The sequence below is a fragment of the Saccharopolyspora rectivirgula DSM 43747 genome (assembly GCF_000497205.1).
Classification (GTDB): domain Bacteria; phylum Actinomycetota; class Actinomycetes; order Mycobacteriales; family Pseudonocardiaceae; genus Saccharopolyspora; species Saccharopolyspora rectivirgula.
In genome coordinates this window covers 99,679-117,281 of the sequence record NZ_AYJW01000003.1, presented here as the reverse complement: position 1 = coordinate 117,281, position 17,603 = coordinate 99,679, and the positions used below count along the sequence as shown (strand labels likewise).

Genomic DNA, 17,603 nt, shown 5'->3' with positions numbered 1-17,603 from the left:
CTGGTCAACGCCGACGACATCCAGATCAAGATGGCCCAGGGCGCCAAGCCCGGGGAAGGCGGCCAGCTGCCCGGGCACAAGGTCTACCCGTGGATCGCCAAGACGCGGCACTCCACCCCGGGCGTGGGGCTGATCTCGCCGCCGCCGCACCACGACATCTACTCCATCGAGGACCTGGCGCAGGTCATCCACGACCTGAAGAACGCCAACCCGGAGGCGCGGATCCACGTCAAGCTGGTGAGCTCCGCCGGCGTGGGCACGGTGGCCGCCGGGGTGTCCAAGGCGCACGCCGACGTGGTGCTGATCTCCGGGCACGACGGCGGCACCGGAGCGGCCCCCTTGACCTCGCTCAAGCACGCCGGCACCCCGTGGGAGGTGGGGCTGGCCGAAACCCAGCAGACCTTGCTGCTCAACGGGTTGCGGGACCGCATCACGGTGCAGTGCGACGGCGGGTTCAAGACCGGCCGCGACGTCGTCGTCGCCGCCCTGCTGGGCGCCGAGGAGTACGGTTTCGCCACCGCGCCGCTGGTGGTGGAGGGCTGCGTGATGATGCGGGTCTGCCACCTGGACACCTGCCCGGTCGGGGTGGCCACCCAGAACCCGGAGCTGCGCCAGCGCTACACCGGCAAGGTCGAGCACGTGGTGAACTACTTCAAGTTCATCGCCGAAGAGGTGCGCGAGTACCTGGCCCAACTCGGGTTCCGCTCCCTGGACGAGGCCATCGGGCAGGTTTCGGCGTTGCGCACCGACCAGGCCGTCGAGCACTGGAAGGCCCGCGGGTTGGACTTGAGCCCGGTGTTCGCCGAGCCGCGCGCGCCGTACTCGCCGGCCCGCCGGAAGGTGCGCGAGCAGGACCACGGCCTGGACCGAGCCCTGGACCGCACGCTGATCCAGCTGTCCGAGGCCGCCCTGGAGGACGCCCGACCGGTTCGGCTGAAGCTGCCGGTGCGCAACGTCAACCGCACGGTCGGCACCATGCTCGGGTCCGAGGTGACCCGCCGCTACGGCGGCAAGGGGTTGGTGGACGACACCATCCACATCGAGCTGGAGGGCTCGGCCGGGCAGTCCCTGGGGGCGTTCCTGCCCCGGGGGGTCACGCTGGACCTGGTCGGGGACGCCAACGACTACGCCGGAAAGGGGCTGTCCGGCGGGCGCATCATCATCCGCCCGCACCCCGATGCCCCGTTCGCGGCCGAAGACCAGGTCATCGCCGGCAACGTGGTCGGCTACGGCGCCACCAGCGGGGAGATCTTCCTGCGCGGCCAGGCCGGGGAGCGGTTCTGCGTGCGCAACTCGGGGGCGCTCGCGGTCGCCGAGGGAGTCGGGGACCACGCCTTCGAGTACATGACCGGTGGGCGGGCCGTGGTGCTGGGCAGCACCGGGCGCAACGCGGCGGCCGGCATGTCCGGTGGCATCGCGTACGTGCTCAACCTGGACCCGGGGCGGGTGAACACCGCGATGGTCGAGTTGCAGCGCCCCACCGCGGAGGAGCTGCAGTGGCTGCGCGAGGTGGTGCAGCGGCACCACGAGCTGACCGGGTCCGCGGTGGCGGCGTCGCTGCTCGGGGACTGGCCCCGGCGTTCCGCGGCGTTCACCAAGGTGATGCCGCGCGACTACCAGCGGGTGTTGGAAGCCGCCCGGCAGGCCCAGCTCGAAGGCCGGGACGTGGACGAAGTGATCATGGAGGCAGCCCGTGGCTGATCCCAAGGGGTTCTTGAAGCACTCGCGGGCGGAGGCCCCCAAGCGCCCGGTCGACGAGCGGATCGGGGACTGGCAGGAGGTCTACGCCGCCCTGCCCGCGTCCGAGCGCAACGAGCAGGTCTCCGTGCAGGCCGCCCGTTGCATGGACTGCGGCATCCCGTTCTGCCACTCCGGTTCGGCCGGCTGCCCGCTGGGCAACCTGATCCCGGAGTGGAACGACCTGGTGCGGCGGGGGCAGTGGCAGAGCGCCAGCGAGCGGCTGCACGCCACCAACAACTTCCCCGAGTTCACCGGGAAGCTCTGCCCGGCTCCGTGCGAGGCCGCCTGCGTGCTGTCCATCTCCCCGCAAGCCGGCGGCCCGGTGACCATCAAGCGGGTCGAGGAGACCATCGCCGAGAACAGCTGGGAGAACGACTACGTCCAGCCCCAGCCGGCGGAGGAGCAGACCGGCCAGCGGGTGGCCGTGGTCGGATCCGGCCCGGCCGGCCTGGCCGCCGCCCAGCAGCTCACCCGCGCGGGGCACGAGGTGACGGTCTTCGAACGGGACGACCGCTTGGGCGGCCTGCTCCGCTACGGCATTCCCGAGTTCAAGATGGAGAAGTCCGTTTTGGACCGCCGGCTGGCGCAGATGCGCGCCGAGGGCACCAAGTTCGTCACCAACTGCGAAGTGGGCGTCGATCTGCCGGTCGAACAGCTCCGAGCGCAGTTCGACGCGGTCGTGCTGGCGGTCGGCGCGCTGCGCGGCCGGGACGACCGCGGCATCGAAGGTCGCGAGCTCAACGGGATCCACCTGGCGATGGACTACCTGGTGCCGGCCAACCGGGAGTGCGAGGGGGACGGTCCGTCCCCGATCTCGGCGGCGGGCAAGCACGTGCTCATCCTCGGTGGCGGGGACACCGGAGCCGACTGCTACGGCACCGCGACCCGGCAGGGCGCGCTCAGCGTCACCCAGCTGGACAACTACCCGCAGCCTCCGCTGAGCCGGGACGACGAGCTCTCGCCCTGGCCGACGTGGCCTTACGTGCTGCGCACCTACCCCGCGCACGAAGAGGCGGGGGAGCGCAAGTTCGCCGTCGCCATCGAGGAGTTCGTCGGGGACGACGACGGCAACGTGCGCGCGGCCCGGTTGCGCCAGGTCGAGGTGTCGCGGGATGCCAACGGGCGCAGGCAGGTCGTCCCGGTCTCGGACGAGGTCGAGGAGGTCCCCTGCGACCTGTGCCTGTTGGCGATCGGGTTCGAGGGCGTTGAGCGCATGCCGCTGCTGGACGGCCTCGGGTTGGAGCTGAGCCGCAGGGGAACCATCGGGTGCGGGGCGGACTGGGAGACCGCGGCGCCCGGGGTGTTCGTCTGCGGGGACGCGCACCGCGGGGCCTCGCTGGTGGTGTGGGCCATCGCGGAGGGCCGTTCGGTGGCCAGCGCGGTGGACACCTACTTGACCGGTGGGTCGCAGCTCCCCGCTCCGGTCCACCCCACCGCGTTGCCGCTCGCCGTGCAGTGACCCGCACCCCCTGTGGTGTAACCCCAACGGGTTGGGACGTGGTCGCCCAACTGGGTTGATCGGGTTCTGCTTACTCTGTGCTGGTGCTGACGTCACAGCAGGTAGTTGCACCACTGCGGCCAGTGTCCGCCCGGTTGACCGATGCCCGTTGGGTGACCGGGTTGGGAGTCATCGCCGCGCTGGCCGCGTTGCTCTTCCCGTTCGCACCGGTTCAACAGCAGGTCAGCACCTACCGGTGGGAAGGCGGTCCGGCCGCGGCCCTGCCGCTGGTGCCGTACCAGCCGGTGCACCTGGTGGCTTCCTGGGACTGCTCGGCTGCCGCCCAGGTGCCGCCCGGCGGGATCGTGCTGTCCACAGTGCCGGCGCAGGCCGCCGAGCGGACCCCGGAGCTGCCCGGGCTGCAGGTGCTGCGCGCCAGTTCCGGACGGGTGGTGGTGACCAGCGGGGAAACGCTGCTGGCCGACCGGGCGTTGCCGTCCGGGGAGTGCCAGTGGCAGCTGCGGTCCACTCCCGACAGCACGGAGGTCTTGCTGGACGAGGTGACGGTCGCCAAGTACACCGGTGACATCCGGCCGGCGGTCGCGGGACTGTTCTCGGAGGTCCCCGCCGGTGGTGGCCTGGCCGTGGAGCTCACCGCGGACACCCGTTTCCAGACCTCGCCGGGGCCGTTGAAGATCGGCCTGGCCGTGGTCTTCGGGTGCTGCTCGCTGGGTGCGCTCGGGCTCATCGCCTGGACCGAACGCCGCCGGCGCCGGGTCCGGTTGCTGCCGAGCCGGTGGTGGAAACCCCAGCTCCCCGATGCCGCGGTGGTCGCGTTGCTGGCCGGTTGGACGATCATCGGTCCGGTGACCGCGGACGACGGCTACCTCGCCGGAATCGTCCGCGAACGCGGGGAGACGGGTTTCGTCAGCGACCACTACGGGTGGATGAGCGTTCCGCAGGCCCCGTTCGGCTGGCTCTACGAGCTCTACCACCTGTGGGCCGGGGTTTCCCCCGATCTGCTGTGGATGCGCCTGCCGTCCACAGTGCTCGGCCTGCTGTGCTGGTTGCTGCTGTCCCGACTGGTGGTGCCCCGGCTGGGCGGCTGGTCCCGCCTCCGGTGGGCGCCTTGGCTGACCGCTCTCGGGTTCGCCGCGTGGTGGATCCCGTTCAACTTGGGCCTGCGCCCCGAAGCGTGGATCGCGGTCGGCACGCTGCTGGTCTTCTGCCTGGTGGAGCGGGCGGCTGCCACGCGCTGCCTGCTGCCCGCCGCGATCGGGCTGGCGGTGGCCGCGGCGACCGCCGCGATCAGCCCCGCCGGTCTGGTCGCCTTCGCCCCGTTCCTCGCCCAGGTGCGGTCCTTGGCCCTGCTGGTGCGGCACAACGAGCACTGGCGCTGGCCCGCCGTGTTGGCGGTTTCCGCCGCGGCGTGCGGCATCGCGGTGCTGTTGATGTTCGCCGACCAGAACTTCGCCGCGGTCAGCGAAGCGACCCGGGTTCGCCAGCTCCTCGACGACGGCCAGCCCTGGTACGCGGAGTACGAGCGCTACGCCCGACTGCTCGATCCCGAGCGGTTCGAAGGGGCGCTGGCCAAGCGGGCCGCGATGCTGCTGACCCTGCTGGCGGTGCCCGCTGTCGCTTGGGTGCTGCTGACCCGGCGCGCGGAGCTCGCGGCCGGGCCGGTCAAGCGGCTGATCGCCACCTTGCTGCTGTGCTTGGCCGCGCTCTCCCTCACCCCGGACAAGTCGACCCAGCACTTCGGCGAGCTGGCCGGGGTGGGCAGCGCGGTGCTGGTCGCCGGGATCGCCAGCTGGCACCGGGTGCGCAGCACCTGGGAGGTGATCGCGGGCACGGCGGTCCTCACCGCGGTCACCGGGCTGGTCCTGACCGCGCTCAACCGGTGGCCGTGGGTGTCCGATTACGGTTTGCCGGGCAACGCGCTGCCGCTGGACCTGCTCGGGTACCGGATGGCCGAACTGGTGCTGGCGGCCGGCTTCGGCTTGGCGTTCGCGCTCGCGGTGGCCGTCTCCCGCGAGGACGGTCGGGCGGCGCGGTGGCCGCGGCTCGTACCCCCGCCGGCGGCGGCCGCTGCCGTGGTGACGGCCTTCGTCGTGCTGTTCACCGTGACCTCGTTCGCCGAGGCCGCGCTGAACCGGCGGAACACCTACACCGTGGCCGCGGACAACTTCGCGCAGTTGACCGGTCAGAGCTGCGGGCTCGCCGATTTCCTGCTCGTCGAGCCGGAACCCGCGCAGGGGGAGTTGTCGACCGCCAGCTACGGCGGCCAGTCCTGGTTCGTGCTGACTCCCGAGCAGCGCAGCGGTGAACTGCCGGTGGTGCTGCCGGCCACCGGGGAGGTCGAGGTGGAGTTCGGGCACTCCGGTACGACGGTGTTCGCCCGCACGCTGTCCCCGGAGGGGCCGGAGGTCAGGCTGTTCGCCCCGCCCGGCGCCGATTCGGTCCGGGTGGTCGACGGGGAGGCCGGGGTTCCCCGGGCACCGCGGTTGGTCCCGATGAGCGAGGTGGTGCCCGCGGGTTCCGCGGCGCTGCTGGAGCAGCCGGTGGCTTTCGCCTTCCCGTGCTTGCGGCCGGCCGCGCTTCCCCACGGCCGGGCCGAACTGCCGGGGTGGCGGATCGCCCCGCCGGTGCAGGAATCCGCGGAGGCGGAGGACCCGCCGGCGTACGACGGTCCGCTGGCCGGGGCCCGCATGCTGGTCACCGAACAGCGGGTCCCGGTGTACCTGCGCAGCGAGCTGCTCCGCGAACCGGTGCAGCTCTACCGCTGGGTGCCCGAGACGGCCACCGAGGTGGCTCCGCGCGCAACCGAGGTGTCGGTCCCGGCCTGGTACCGCGAGGGAAGGGTGTTGGTGCCCGTTCCGGAGGAAGCCGAGGGGTAGTGCGGTGACCTCCGAGGGTCCTCGCCACCCGGGGCTGGATCAGCTCCGCCGCGCTGCGGGGAGTCCCCGCCCTGGTCGGACCATGACTTCCTCGAGGGCGTGACCCGCAGCGGTGGAGGTCGACGCCGAGCGGTGAGGTCCGCGCCCACGGCGCGCAGGATGAAGGGCGCCTTCCTCCCTCGTGTTGGAGAAAGGTGCCCTTCATCCCTGTCCACCTTCGAAGTCGGTGCCACGCCCGAGGTTCCGCCAGCGGTGTTCTGGCCGTGAGGATCTCCGCCCCACGAGGAGTTCCTCGTGGGGCGGAGCTGCGCCGGGTGCTCGGTGTTCGGGGACCCGGAATGGGGGCTTTTGTCCGAGAACTCCTTGTGCAGCGCCATGTTTTGCGCGCGATCGGCCCGTTCGCGAGGCGGTGGTCCAGTACCCTGCCGAGGGTTCGGCGCAGCCGGACAGAAATGTCCTCAGTGGAGTGTCTTCGGGGGAATGGTGGATTTCCGCAAGAGTTCGGACCATCTGATCACGGCCATCGCGTTCCTCGTGCTCGGCGTGGTGGGGACCGCGTGGGTGATCGGTGTTCTCATCTACGGCGGTCGGATCTGGACGGGGTTCTTCGCCTCTCCGGTGCTCGGGGTGAGCGGCCTCGTCATGCTGGTCAACAGCCTGCGGCCGTTCACGATGCGGATCGACGAGCGCGGCGTCCTGCTGGAGCACCCGGCGCGGAAGGTGCGGGTCGCGCTGGGCTGGCAGCACATCGCGCAGGTCTCGATCACGAAGCTGCCCAAGCCGAAGAAGAGCGACCGGGGAGCTGCCGTCTACCTGGCGGTGTGGCCGCACGACGGGGCGAACCCCGGTGTGCCGAAGGACTGGGCGTTCCAGCGCGATGGTCGGGTCGGCTACCGGCTGATCGACGTCAACGACGTCCACGGGGGCGAGGAGCAGCTCCGCACCGCGCTGTCCCGCTACGGGGCTCCGGTCTTCTGCTGACACCGGGCCCGCAGGAACACCGGCGTTCCCGCGGGCCGCGGGTCACTCGAGGTCGCTCAGCGCCTCGGGGAGGTCACCGGTGTGCACGATCCCCAGCCGCTGGGTGGCGCGGGTGAGGCCCACGTAGAGGTCGTTGAGGCCGCGTTCGGAATCGTCGACGATCTCCTGCGGCTCGACCACGACCACCGAGTCGAACTCCAAGCCCTTGGCCTGTTCCACGGTCAGCAGCGCCGCGGGTGATTCGAGGTCGTCGGGGGTTCTGGCCACCACCGCCTGCTCGACTTCCGCGGCCACCTGGTCACCGATCTCGGCCAGCAGGTCCGGTGGCAGCAGCACGGCGAGCCGGCCGTCACCGACCTCCTGCAGTTCGCTGCGCACCGCGGCGGCCAGTTCGTCGGCCAGCGACTCGGCCGGCACGCGCTTGGCCCACGGTCGGTGGCCGCTGCTGCGCACCGACCGCGGAGCGGTCAGGTCGGTGTCCATCGCGTCGAGGACTCGGCTGGCCAGCGCCATGATCTCGGAGGGGGTGCGGTAGTTGACGGTGAGCTCGGCCAGCCGCCAGCGGTCCTGCACGTACGGGTGCAGCACTTCCTCCCAGGAGGAGGTGCCGCCGAGCGCCCCGGTCTGCGCGGTGTCGCCGACCAGCGTCATGGAACGGCTCGGGCAGCGGCGCATCAGCACCCGCCAAGCCATGGGGGTCAGCTCTTGCGCTTCGTCGACGATGACGTGCCCGAAGGTCCAGGTGCGGTCTTCGGCGGCCCGTTCGGCGGCGGTCAGCTCGCTGCGCGCCCGGTAGCGGTCGGCGAGCAGCTCGGCGTCCAGCACGTCCTTGACCCGGAGCCGCTCCTCGTCCCGGATCTCCTCGTCCTCCTCCATGATGTGCAGGACGCCTTGCGCGTAGGCGAGCTCTTCGCGCTCTTGGCGTTCCTGCTCGGCCCGCTGCTGGGCGTCGTCCTCGCCGAGCAGTTCGGCCAGCTCGTCCAACAGGGGCACGTCGCTGGGGGTCCACGGGGCCCCGGGTTCCCGCAGGATCGCCGCTCGTTCTTCCTCGGTGAGGAACTTGCGGGAGGCGCTGGCCAACCGTTCGGGGGAGCTGAGCAGGCTGTCCAGCAGTTCCGGCGGGGTCAGCTGGGGCCACAGGGCGTCCAGCGCTTTGGTCACCTCCGGGTCCTGGCGCAGCTCGCGGTCGATGTCCTCCAGGTCGCGCTGGTCCAGCAGGTCCCGGCCGAGCCGGTCGGCGACCCGCAGGGTGAGCGCGGAGAACATCTCGTTCTGGAAGATCCGCCGGGCCAGGTTGTGCGGTCGGCGGGACCGGCGGGCTTTGGTGCGCGCCTGCGCGACGGTGCGCCGGTCGACCAGGAGCTTCTCCCGGTCGAAGACCACTTCGAAGTAGTCCTTGGGGACTTGCTGGCGGTCGCGCACCGCCGCGTGGAGGACTTGGGCCATGCACTCGCGGCCTTTGATCTCGGCGGCCCGCGGGGATTCTTCCGCCGTGGCGGTGATCCCCGGGTACAGGTCCCCCACAGTGGACAGGAGGACGCCGGTTTCGCCGAGCGAGGGCAGGACCTGTCCGATGTAGCGCAGGAAGGTCGCGTTGGGCCCCACCACCAGGACGCCTCGCTTGGTCAGCTGCTCCCGGAAGGTGTACAGCAGGTAGGCGGCCCGGTGCAGCGCCACCGCGGTCTTCCCGGTGCCCGGCCCGCCCTGCACGACGAGAACGCCGTTGAGCGGTGCGCGGATGATCCGGTCCTGCTCGGCTTGGATCGTGGCGACGATGTCCTGCATCTGCCCGGTGCGGCGGGCGTCCAGGCGGGCCAGCAAGGTGGCCTCTCCGGCAAGGCCGAGGTCGCTGCTCTCGTCGGCGGCGTCCAGGTCGAGCACCTCGTCCTCGTAGTCCACGACCTTCCGCCACTTGGTGTGCAGGTGGCGGCGTCGCCGCACCCCGTCCCGGGATGCGGCGGTGGCCAGGTAGAACGGGCGGGCGGCCGGGGCGCGCCAGTCGATCAGCAGCGGCTCGTAGTCGTTCTCCTCGTCGAACAGCCCGATCCTGCCGATGTGGAACGTCTCTCCGCTGTCCAGGTCGAGGCGCCCGAAGCACAGTCCGTGCTCCACGGCGCTGAGCTGGGAGAGCCGCTCGGTGTACATCCGAGCGGAGATGTCGCGTTCGGTCCGGGCCTGCGGGGTGCCGCCGGTTTCCAGCAGGGTGCGCTGCAGTCGATCGGTCGTTTCCTGCCGCAGCGCGTCCAACTTCTGGTAAAGCACGGACACGTACTGCTGTTCGGCGGCGATCTCGTGTTGGCGCGCGGTATCCCGATCAGTCCGGGTGTCGGACAATGGCTCCACCTTGCACTGGGATTTCTGGGGGAACACGGAAGCGCCTGGCGGCACAGGCACAGCCTGCCAATATACCCGTTCAGGCGCTTGCCGTTGCCTCCCGCCGTCCCCGGTGCAGCCCTACAGCAGGGCGGAGAGCAGCAAGGTCATCGCGAAGGCGACCACCGAGAGCAGGGTCTCCATCGCCGACCAGGTCTTCAGGGTCTGGCCGACCGTCATCCCGAAGTACTCCTTCACCAGCCAGAACCCGGCGTCGTTGACGTGGGACAGGAACAGCGATCCGGCGCCGATCGCCAGCGCCACCAGGGCGCCTTGCACCGGGTCGAGCTCGACCACCAGGGGCGCGACCATGCCGGCCGCGGAGATGGTGGCCACTGTCGCCGAACCGGTGGCCACCCGGATGCCGACCGCGATGAGCCAGCCGAGGACCAGGGGGGAGAGGTGGGCGCCGGTGGCCAGGTCGGTGATCGTTTCGTTGACGCCGCTGTCCACCAGGGTTTGCTTGAAGCCGCCGCCGGCGCCGACGATCAGGATGATCCCTGCGATCGGGGGCAGTGCGCCGCCGACGATGTCGGAGACGCGCTTGCGGGTCAGGCCCGCGCCGCGGCCGAGCACGACGATGGCGATCAGCACGGTGATGGTCAGCGCGACCACCGGTTCGCCGATGGTCTCCAGCACCCGGTAGCCGAGGGTGTTCTCCGCCAGCAGCAGGTCGGCCACGGACTTGCCGAGCATCAGCACGACCGGCAGCAGCAGCATGGCCACCGAGGAGAAGAACCCGGGGCGTTCGCCGGTCGGTTCTTCGGTGGAGGTGCCGAGCAGGTTCGTCGCGGGCGGCAGCTGCACCCGGCGGGAGATGAAGGTGCCGAAGAGCGGGCCGGCGATGATCGCGGTGGGGATGGCCACCACGATGCCGAGGGCGAGGGTGAGTCCGAGGTCCACCTGCAGGGCGTCCACGGCGGCCAGCGGTCCCGGGTGCGGGGGCACCAGGCCGTGCAGGATGGACAGGCCGGCCAGGGCTGGGATGCCGATCCGCAGCACGGGCTGCTCGGAGCGGCTGGCCACCATCATCACGATCGGGATCAGCAGCACCACGCCGACTTCGAAGAACATCGGCAGGCCGAGCAGGGCGGCGATGAACACCATCGCCCAGGGCAGGGTGCGCCGGGTGGTGCGGCGCAGCACCGTTTCGACGACTTCTTCCGCGCCTCCGGAGTCGGTGAGCAGTTTGCCGAGCATGGCGCCGAGCGCGACGAGGAGGCCGACGTCCCCGACGGTGCTCCCGACGCCGTCGGTGAACGACTCCACCAGGTCGCTGAACGGCATTCCGGCCACTGCGCCGAGGGTGGCGGCGCCGAGCGCCAGGGAGAGGAACGGGTGCAGCTTGGCCCAGCTGATGAGGACGACGATGACCGCGATCCCGGCGAGCGCAGCGGCTGTCAGGCGGGTGTCGTGGGCCGTCCAGGTCGGCTGTGCGGCCAGCTGGAGGGGAAGGCTGTACAGCATGCGGTCGGACTCCTCGTTGAGAGACTGCCGGCACAGCCTAAGCAATAAATATGACTTATTAATAAGGTTTACCGATTAAGTAAGGGTTGTTGCTCCGCTCACCGGAAAAAGTCGACATATGTTGAGAACGCCGACAGAAAGGGGCGCCGAATGGGCGGAGAGTTGCACGACAAGGTCGTGGAGGTGTTGGGTCGGGAGATCGCTGGCGGAGTGCACCCGCCGGGAACGGTGCTGCGCACCGAGGAAGCCGAACAGCGGTTCGGGATCTCCCGCAGCGTGGCCAGAGAAGTGATGCGCACGCTGGCGTCCATGCGGCTGGTGTTCGGCCGCAAGCGGGTCGGCAACGTGGTCCGGCCGCGCGCGGAGTGGAACCTCTTCGACCCCGTGCTGATCCGCTGGTTGCTGCAGGTGGACCGGATCAAGCAGTTGCGGACCCTCGCCGAGCTGCGGACCTCGGTGGAGCCCGCGGCGGCCGGTGCTGCTGCCGAACGGGCCAGCGACGCCGACGCGGCCAAGCTGGTCTCCCTCGCGGAGCGGATGGTGGCCACCGCCCGGGCTGGTGATCTGCTCAGCTTCACCGATGCCGACGTCGCCTTCCACCGGCTGGTGCTGTCGGCTTCCGGGAACGAGATGTTCGCCCAGCTGCAGCAGGTCGTGGAGGAAGTGCTGCGCTGGCGGGTGGGACAAGGGCTGATGCCCGAGCGCCCGCGCCCGGTCGCCTTGCGGCTGCACTGCGAGATCGCCGAGTGCATCCGCTGCGGAGACCGGGCGCGGGCGGAGGAGGCGATGCGGGAACTGGTCGCCGAAGCCCTGGAGGGCACGCTCGCCGGGCTGCGAGCTGCGAGTCAGTAGCCCTGGTAGCTGCCTCCCGACCGCAGGCCGGAGACGCCCGGCACGCTGGACAGCGATCCGTAGCGGTCCAGCGCGTAGCGCGTGGCCGCCACGATGTTGTGCACCGGGTCGTAGATGTTGGTGTAGCCGGGCAGCGCGTACGACTTGAAGGTCGGTTCGATGGTCTGCATCAGACCGATCGAGGGCGTGCCGTTGGCCGCGTTGATGTCCCAGTTGTTGACGGCTCGGGGGTTGCCGCCGGACTCGTGCATGATGATCGTGCGGATCGCCTTCTTGTTGATCTTCTCCGGCGGGACCCCGTGCTTCTGCAGCACCGCCACCGCCTGGTCGATCCACTCGTCGATGGGGTCCTTCGACGACTTGGTCGGTGCCGAGCTCGACGTGGTGGCTGCCCGGGGGGCCGGCTCGGCCGGTGCCGGTTTCGGGGGTTCCGGCACGTCCGAGGGGACGAGGCCGTCGGGCTGCACGCCCAGCTTCAGGTTCGTCCGCAGCTCCTGCTTCGGCGTCGCGGGCTGCGAGCCCGCGAGCTGCTGGGACTGCGCCGCGTTGTGCACCTCCGGTTCGCCATCCTGCAGCAGACCGGTGGCGAGTGAGCTGAGCAGCCCTGCGGCGGCCAGTGCGGCGCCGATCTGCGCCGGCCGGCTCCGGCCTCTGCTGCCGCGTCCGCGCGAGGCGGACAGCGACCGTTGCGCGTGGCGCACCTGATCGCGGAACGGGTGCTTCTTCCGCCCGTTCGGGGTCTGGGCGGAGGTCCTGGTCTCGGGGGAATGGTCATCGGGGAACACGAGTACCCAGGTTCCGGCACAGAGGGTATCTGCACACCGAGGAATACCCGGGCATCGGTACCTATTTTGCCCTATTTGGCGTACTGGTCAGGTCTATACTGACTACTCACCGTGAAAACGATCAGTTCGCGTTGCTCTCCTCGCCCTGGCGCTGGCCGGCCACCCACCCCGCGATCTGCGCCCGCGACGAGAAGTCGAGCTTGGTCAAGATGTTCTGCACGTGCCCCTCGACGGTGCGCTGGGCGATCACCAGGATCTCGGCGATCTCCTTGTTCGTGCTGCCCTTCGCCACCAACTCGGCGATCTGCCGCTCCCGCCGGGTCAACGGCATCGGGTGGACGTTGGCCGCTCGAGCGGGCCGAGCGCGGGCGTGCCGCTTGACCTCGAGAGCGTAGTCCACCGCCTGGTCCAGGGACAGCTGGTGGCCGCGGTTGAACTCCTCCTGGAAGCCCTCCGCGCCGAGCGCCTCCTGGACCTGGTGCTCGAACTTGCTGTGCGCGTGCGCGAACGGGGCGTAGCACTCCGGCGCGGTCCGAACCGCTTCCCACAACCGGCTGGCCGCGCCGAACAACCGGGCCGCCCGCTCGTTGCGGTCGTGGCGGTGCGCGGTCCAGGCGAGCGTGTCGAAGCAGAACGCGATGGCCAGCCGGTTGTCCAGCTTGCGCTGCATCCGCAGGGACTCCTTCGCCGAGGCCTCCGCGCGGGCGGTGTTGTCCCGCAGGACGTTCACCACCGCGGTGGCCCACAGCGCGTAGGAGCGCCAGAACAGCTCGCCGCGGGCCGTGGTCTGCTCGATGCAGGAGTTGAGCAGTTCCCTGGCGGTGTCGTAGTCCCCGTTCAGCCCTCGAGCCAGGCCGAGCCCGAACAGCGCGAACAGCTCCCCGCCCAGCGCCTGGTGCCTGCGGAAGCGGGGGAGCACCGCGGACAGGGTGGAATCGGCCTGCTGGACCTGGTCGGTGAACAGCTCGCTCATGCCGCGGATCAGCGCCAGGTGGGCCTTCTCGACCTCGTCGCTGCGCTGGGTCGCCAGCACGGTCGCCTGCTCCACCAGCGGTATGGCCGTTCGGACCTCCCCTTGCAGCAGGGCGAACCAGGCGCTCATCCGCAGCGCGCGCACCCGGTTCGGCGCATCCGCCGGGGTGATCGTCAGGGCGTGGTTCAACCAGTGCCGGCCTTCCCCGGTGAGCCCGCGGATCCCCCAGTACTGGCCGAGCTTGGCCGCCATGCCCAAGGCGTCGTCGGCCGTCTTGGCGTTGGAGACGGCCGTTTGCATGGCTAGGCGGAGGTTGCCCTGATCCCGTTGGAGGCGCCGCACCCAGTCGACCTGGTTCTCGCCGAGCCACTCGGCGGCGAACCGGTCGACCAGTCCGGTGAACCACACGCGGTGCCGCTCGGCAGTGGCCTCGTACTGGCCGGCCTCGACCAACCTGTCCTGGCCGTACTCGCGGAGCGGGTGCGGCAGCCGGTAGCGCACCTCGCCGTCGTCCTCCTCGCGCATCAGCACCGACTTGTCCACCAGGGCGTGCAGGGCTCGGAGCACCTCGCTGCCGCTGAAGCCCTCGCCGGCGACGTGCTCGGCGGCGTCCAGGCCGAACGTTCCGGAGAACACGGAGACCCTGGCCCACACCAGCTGCTCCTGCTCGGAGCAGAGCTCGTAGCTCCAGTCGATGAGCGCGCGCAGGCTCCGCTGCCGGGGCGGGGCGCTCCGGCGGCCTTCGGTGAGCAGGTCGTAGCGTTCCGCCAACCGCTCGTCCAGCTGCTGCAGGGAGAGCGAGCGCAGCCGCACCGCGGCGAGCTCGATGGCCAGCGGGTTGCCGTCCAGGTGGTAGCACAGCCGCATGAGCGCGGGGGCGTTGCTGGGCGTGACCTCGAACTCGGGGATCACGGCCTTGGCCCGGTCCACGAACATCCGCACCGCGGAGTACTGCTGCCAGGCTTCCGCCGGGGGCAGGTGCTCGATGTCCGGCACCTGCAGCGGAGGGACCACCATCGTGCTCTCGCCGGCCACCCCGAGGGACTGGCGGCTGGTGGCCAAGATCCGCACTCCCGGGCACCAGCGGGTGATGGCGTCGACGAGCAGCGCGACGTCCTCCACGACGTGCTCGCAGTTGTCGAGCACGAGCAGCATTTCCTTGTCCTTCAGGTGCTCGGTGATGGCGTCGGTGCCAGCGGTGCTCCCGCCGATGCCGAGCTGCTCGATGACGGCGTCGGGGACCATCGAGCCGTCCCGCAGGTCCTCCAGCTCCACCACCCACGTCTTGTCCCGGAAGGAGCGGCGCATGTTGCTGGCCACGCGCAGGGCCAACCGGGTCTTGCCCACCCCGCCGGGTCCGGTGAGGGTGACCACGGGGGACTCGGCCAGCAGGCGCTTGGTGAACGTGACCTCACGACGCCGGCCGACGAAACTGGTGACGTCGGCCGGTAGGTTGCCCGCTGATTGCTTGACACGAGCTCGGGCAGTGGAAACCACGCTACGATCGTACCCGCTTTCAGGGCTCTGACCTGCGATCTTGCTCCTCGCGACGGGGTCTGGGGCCCCGGTACCGGCCGAGTGCCGCGGGTGGGTGATTAGCCTGTCGGCCGTGCGGTTCGAAGGTTTCGGCGAAGCGGCGATCGACTTCTACGAGGGCCTGGAAGCGGACAACTCCAAGGCGTACTGGTCGGACAACCGGCAGCTGTACCAGGAGCACGTGCGCGGGCCGATGGAGGCGTTGCTGGCCGAGCTCGAGCCGGACTTCGCGCCCGGCTTCGGCACCGGGAAGGTCTTCCGCCCGTACCGGGACTTGCGGTTCAGCGCCGACAAGACGCCGTACAAGACCCACTGCGGAGCGGTGATCGAACCGGGCCGCGGCGGTGGTGCTTACTACGTCGAGATCAGCGCGGAAGGGCTGCTGGTCGGCGGCGGGTGCTTCCACACCGAGCCCGATCAGCTGGCCCGCTACCGCGCCGCGGTGGACACCGAGGTCCACGGTGAACGGCTGCGGGAATTGCTGGCGGCGCTCACCAGGCGGGGCTGGCAGGTCCGCGGTGACGAGTTGAAGAGCCGCCCCCGGGGCGTGTCACCCGATCACCCCAGGTTGGAGCTGCTGCGGCACCGCACGCTGTTCGTGGTCAAGTCCTGGGAGCCGGACGACTTGCTGTTCGAGCGGGGCTGCCTGCGGCGGGTGCGGCGGGCGTGGAGCCAGCTGCGGGAGCTCAACCAGTGGTTCGCCGATCACGTCGGAGTTTCCCGGCGAGCTCGGCGGTGAAGGCCCACCCGAGCCCGGCTCCGATGATGTCGACCAGGGCGTCCACCCAGTCCCCGCTGCGCCCGATGGGCAGCAGCTCCTGCAGCACTTCCGACAGCGCCGCGTAGCCGACCAGTCCGACCAGCAGAGGAGCGGCGGGCAGCCGGGCCAGGCGTCCGGTGCCGGCCAGCGCGGCGAACAGCAGCAGATGGACGACCTTGTCGGTGCCCGGGGGAGCGGTCGGCACCCCTGATTCCGGGGTGAACAGGATGACCCAGCTCACCACGACGGTCCCCGCGAACGGCAGATGCCGCAGGTAGTTTCTGTAATGATTCAGCACAGATCCTCACCGGGCCGTTGGAGGAGTCGGCTGCGTGCTGCGCAGCCATGTCGAGAGACTAGGGTGGGTTAATGTGAGTCGACGAGCCAAAATCGTTTGTACCATGGGCCCGGCCACCGCAACTCCCGAGAAGGTGGCCGAGCTCGTCAGCAGCGGAATGAACGTCGCCCGGCTGAATTTCAGCCACGGCAGTCACGAAGATCACCGACAGGTCTACGAGATGGTCCGGGCGGCGGCGAAGGAGAGCGGCCGGGCCGTAGGCATCCTCGCCGACTTGCAAGGGCCGAAGATCCGTCTGGGCAAGTTCGCGGCCGGTCCGGTCGAGTGGCGCACCGGGGACGTGGTGCGCATCACCGTCGATGACGTGCAGGGGACCCACGACAGGGTTTCCACCACTTACAAGGGGCTCGCCAACGACGCCAAGCCGGGCGACTCGCTGCTGGTCGACGACGGCAAGGTCGGCCTCGTCGTCCGGGAAGTGGACGGCAACGACGTGGTGTGCGAGGTCGTCGAGGGCGGTCCGGTTTCTGACCACAAAGGACTGTCCATGCCGGGCATGGACATCTCGGTGCCGGCTCTGTCCGAAAAAGACGTTGAGGACCTCGAGTTCGCGTTGGAGCTCGGCGTCGACTTCATCGCACTGTCCTTTGTGCGCAGTCCGGCCGACATCGATGTGGTGCACCAGGTGATGGACCGGGTGGGCCGCCGGGCACCGGTGATCGCCAAGCTGGAGAAGCCCGAAGCGGTGGAGAACCTGGAAGCCATCGTGCTGGCCTTCGACGGCATCATGGTCGCTCGCGGTGACCTGGGCGTCGAGCTGCCGCTGGAGCACGTGCCGCTGGTGCAGAAGAAGGCCATCCGCATCGCGCGGGAGAACGCCAAGCCGATCATCGTCGCCACGCAGATGCTGGACTCGATGATCAACAACTCCCGGCCGACCAGGGCGGAAGCTTCCGACGTGGCCAACGCCGTGCTCGACGGCACGGACGCCGTGATGCTCTCCGGCGAGACGAGCGTCGGTCGCTACCCGGTGGAGACCGTGCAGACCATGGCCCGGATCGTCGAAGCGGTGGAGGCCGGTTCGACGACCCCGCCGCCGCTCAGCCACGTGCCGCGCACCAAGCGAGGTGTGATCTCCTACGCAGCGCGGGACATCGGGGAGCGGTTGAACGCGAAAGCCCTGGTCGCGTTCACGCAGTCCGGTGACACGGTGCGGCGGTTGGCCCGACTGCACACCCGGCTGCCGCTGTTGGCCTTCACCCCCGAGGAGTCGGTGCGAAGTCAGCTCGCTCTCACCTGGGGGACGGAGACGTTCTTGGTGCCTAAAGTGGATACCACCGATCAAATGGTTCGCCAAGTGGACCAGGCGATGCTGTCCCTGGGGCGCTACCAGCGCGGTGACATGGTGGTCATCGTCGCCGGTTCGCCGCCGGGAACGGTCGGTTCTACCAACCTGATCAGGGTGCACAGGTTGGGCGAGGAAGATCACGTCTGATCAAGCCC

Annotated in this window: 12 protein-coding genes; 7 read left to right on the top strand and 5 right to left on the bottom strand. The window is 70.0% G+C overall.

Features of this window, described 5'->3' with window-relative positions; translation table 11 throughout:
* The 4 genes from SREC43747_RS0101835 to SREC43747_RS0101820 form a co-directional block, all read left to right on the top strand.
* Positions 1 to 1,701, top strand: a 1,701-nt coding sequence (locus SREC43747_RS0101835; RefSeq protein WP_029719452.1) for a glutamate synthase-related protein, incomplete at its 5' end; no start/stop codon positions are given.
* The gene (locus SREC43747_RS0101830) at positions 1,694 to 3,199 is read left to right on the top strand and encodes a glutamate synthase subunit beta (RefSeq protein WP_029719451.1); all 1,506 of its coding nucleotides are present in this window, start codon (positions 1,694 to 1,696) and stop codon (positions 3,197 to 3,199) included. The genes SREC43747_RS0101835 and SREC43747_RS0101830, both read left to right, overlap by 8 nt.
* Before the next feature lie 134 nt (positions 3,200 to 3,333).
* The gene (locus SREC43747_RS0101825) at positions 3,334 to 6,075 is read left to right on the top strand and encodes an arabinosyltransferase domain-containing protein (RefSeq protein ID WP_160173019.1); all 2,742 of its coding nucleotides are present in this window, start codon (positions 3,334 to 3,336) and stop codon (positions 6,073 to 6,075) included.
* Positions 6,076 to 6,558: 483 nt separating this feature from the next.
* Positions 6,559 to 7,056, top strand: a complete 498-nt coding sequence (locus SREC43747_RS0101820) for a hypothetical protein (protein WP_152528284.1) — start codon at positions 6,559 to 6,561, stop codon at positions 7,054 to 7,056.
* A 42-nt stretch (positions 7,057 to 7,098) separates the two neighbouring features.
* Here the strand turns inward: SREC43747_RS0101820 and SREC43747_RS0101815 are convergent, their stop codons facing one another.
* Both SREC43747_RS0101815 and SREC43747_RS0101810 read right to left on the bottom strand, forming a co-directional pair.
* The gene (locus tag SREC43747_RS0101815; protein WP_029719448.1) at positions 7,099 to 9,390 is read right to left on the bottom strand and encodes a HelD family protein; all 2,292 of its coding nucleotides are present in this window, start codon (positions 9,388 to 9,390) and stop codon (positions 7,099 to 7,101) included.
* Between the two features lie 120 nt (positions 9,391 to 9,510).
* The gene (locus tag SREC43747_RS0101810) at positions 9,511 to 10,896 is read right to left on the bottom strand and encodes a GntT/GntP/DsdX family permease (RefSeq protein ID WP_029719447.1); all 1,386 of its coding nucleotides are present in this window, start codon (positions 10,894 to 10,896) and stop codon (positions 9,511 to 9,513) included.
* Between the two features lie 150 nt (positions 10,897 to 11,046).
* Between SREC43747_RS0101810 and SREC43747_RS0101805 the strand changes: the two genes are divergently transcribed.
* On the top strand, positions 11,047 to 11,748 hold the full coding sequence (locus SREC43747_RS0101805) for a FadR/GntR family transcriptional regulator (protein WP_029719446.1): 702 nt from the start codon (positions 11,047 to 11,049) through the stop codon (positions 11,746 to 11,748).
* Here SREC43747_RS0101805 and SREC43747_RS21795 read toward each other — a convergent pair.
* Entirely contained in the window at positions 11,742 to 12,533 is a 792-nt protein-coding gene (locus SREC43747_RS21795; RefSeq protein ID WP_051387571.1) for a transglycosylase SLT domain-containing protein, read from the bottom strand. The genes SREC43747_RS0101805 and SREC43747_RS21795 overlap by 7 nt on opposite strands.
* A 121-nt stretch (positions 12,534 to 12,654) precedes the next feature.
* Entirely contained in the window at positions 12,655 to 15,003 is a 2,349-nt protein-coding gene (locus SREC43747_RS0101795) for an ATP-binding protein (protein WP_029719443.1), read from the bottom strand.
* Positions 15,004 to 15,115: 112 nt separating this feature from the next.
* Between SREC43747_RS0101795 and SREC43747_RS0101790 the strand changes: the two genes are divergently transcribed.
* Positions 15,116 to 15,781, top strand: coding sequence for a DUF2461 domain-containing protein (locus SREC43747_RS0101790; protein WP_029719442.1), 666 nt, complete (start codon positions 15,116 to 15,118; stop codon positions 15,779 to 15,781).
* Here the strand turns inward: SREC43747_RS0101790 and SREC43747_RS0101785 are convergent.
* A complete protein-coding gene (locus SREC43747_RS0101785) occupies positions 15,729 to 16,100 on the bottom strand; it encodes a VanZ family protein (RefSeq protein WP_037331161.1) in 372 nt (123 codons plus the stop codon). The two genes, SREC43747_RS0101790 and SREC43747_RS0101785, sit on opposite strands and share 53 nt — an antisense overlap.
* Before the next feature lie 73 nt (positions 16,101 to 16,173).
* Here SREC43747_RS0101785 and pyk point away from each other — a divergent pair, with 73 nt between their 5' ends.
* Positions 16,174 to 17,595, top strand: coding sequence for a pyruvate kinase (gene pyk, locus SREC43747_RS0101780; protein WP_029719440.1), 1,422 nt, complete (start codon positions 16,174 to 16,176; stop codon positions 17,593 to 17,595).
* The last annotated feature ends 8 nt before the right edge of the window (positions 17,596 to 17,603 follow it).

Coding starts and splice junctions, on each gene's coding strand:
- SREC43747_RS0101805 (WP_029719446.1), top strand. CDS start 11,047: ATGGGCGGAGAGTTGCACGACAAGGTCGTGGAGGTGTTGGGTCGGGAG.
- SREC43747_RS0101810 (WP_029719447.1), bottom strand. CDS start 10,896: ATGCTGTACAGCCTTCCCCTCCAGCTGGCCGCACAGCCGACCTGGACG.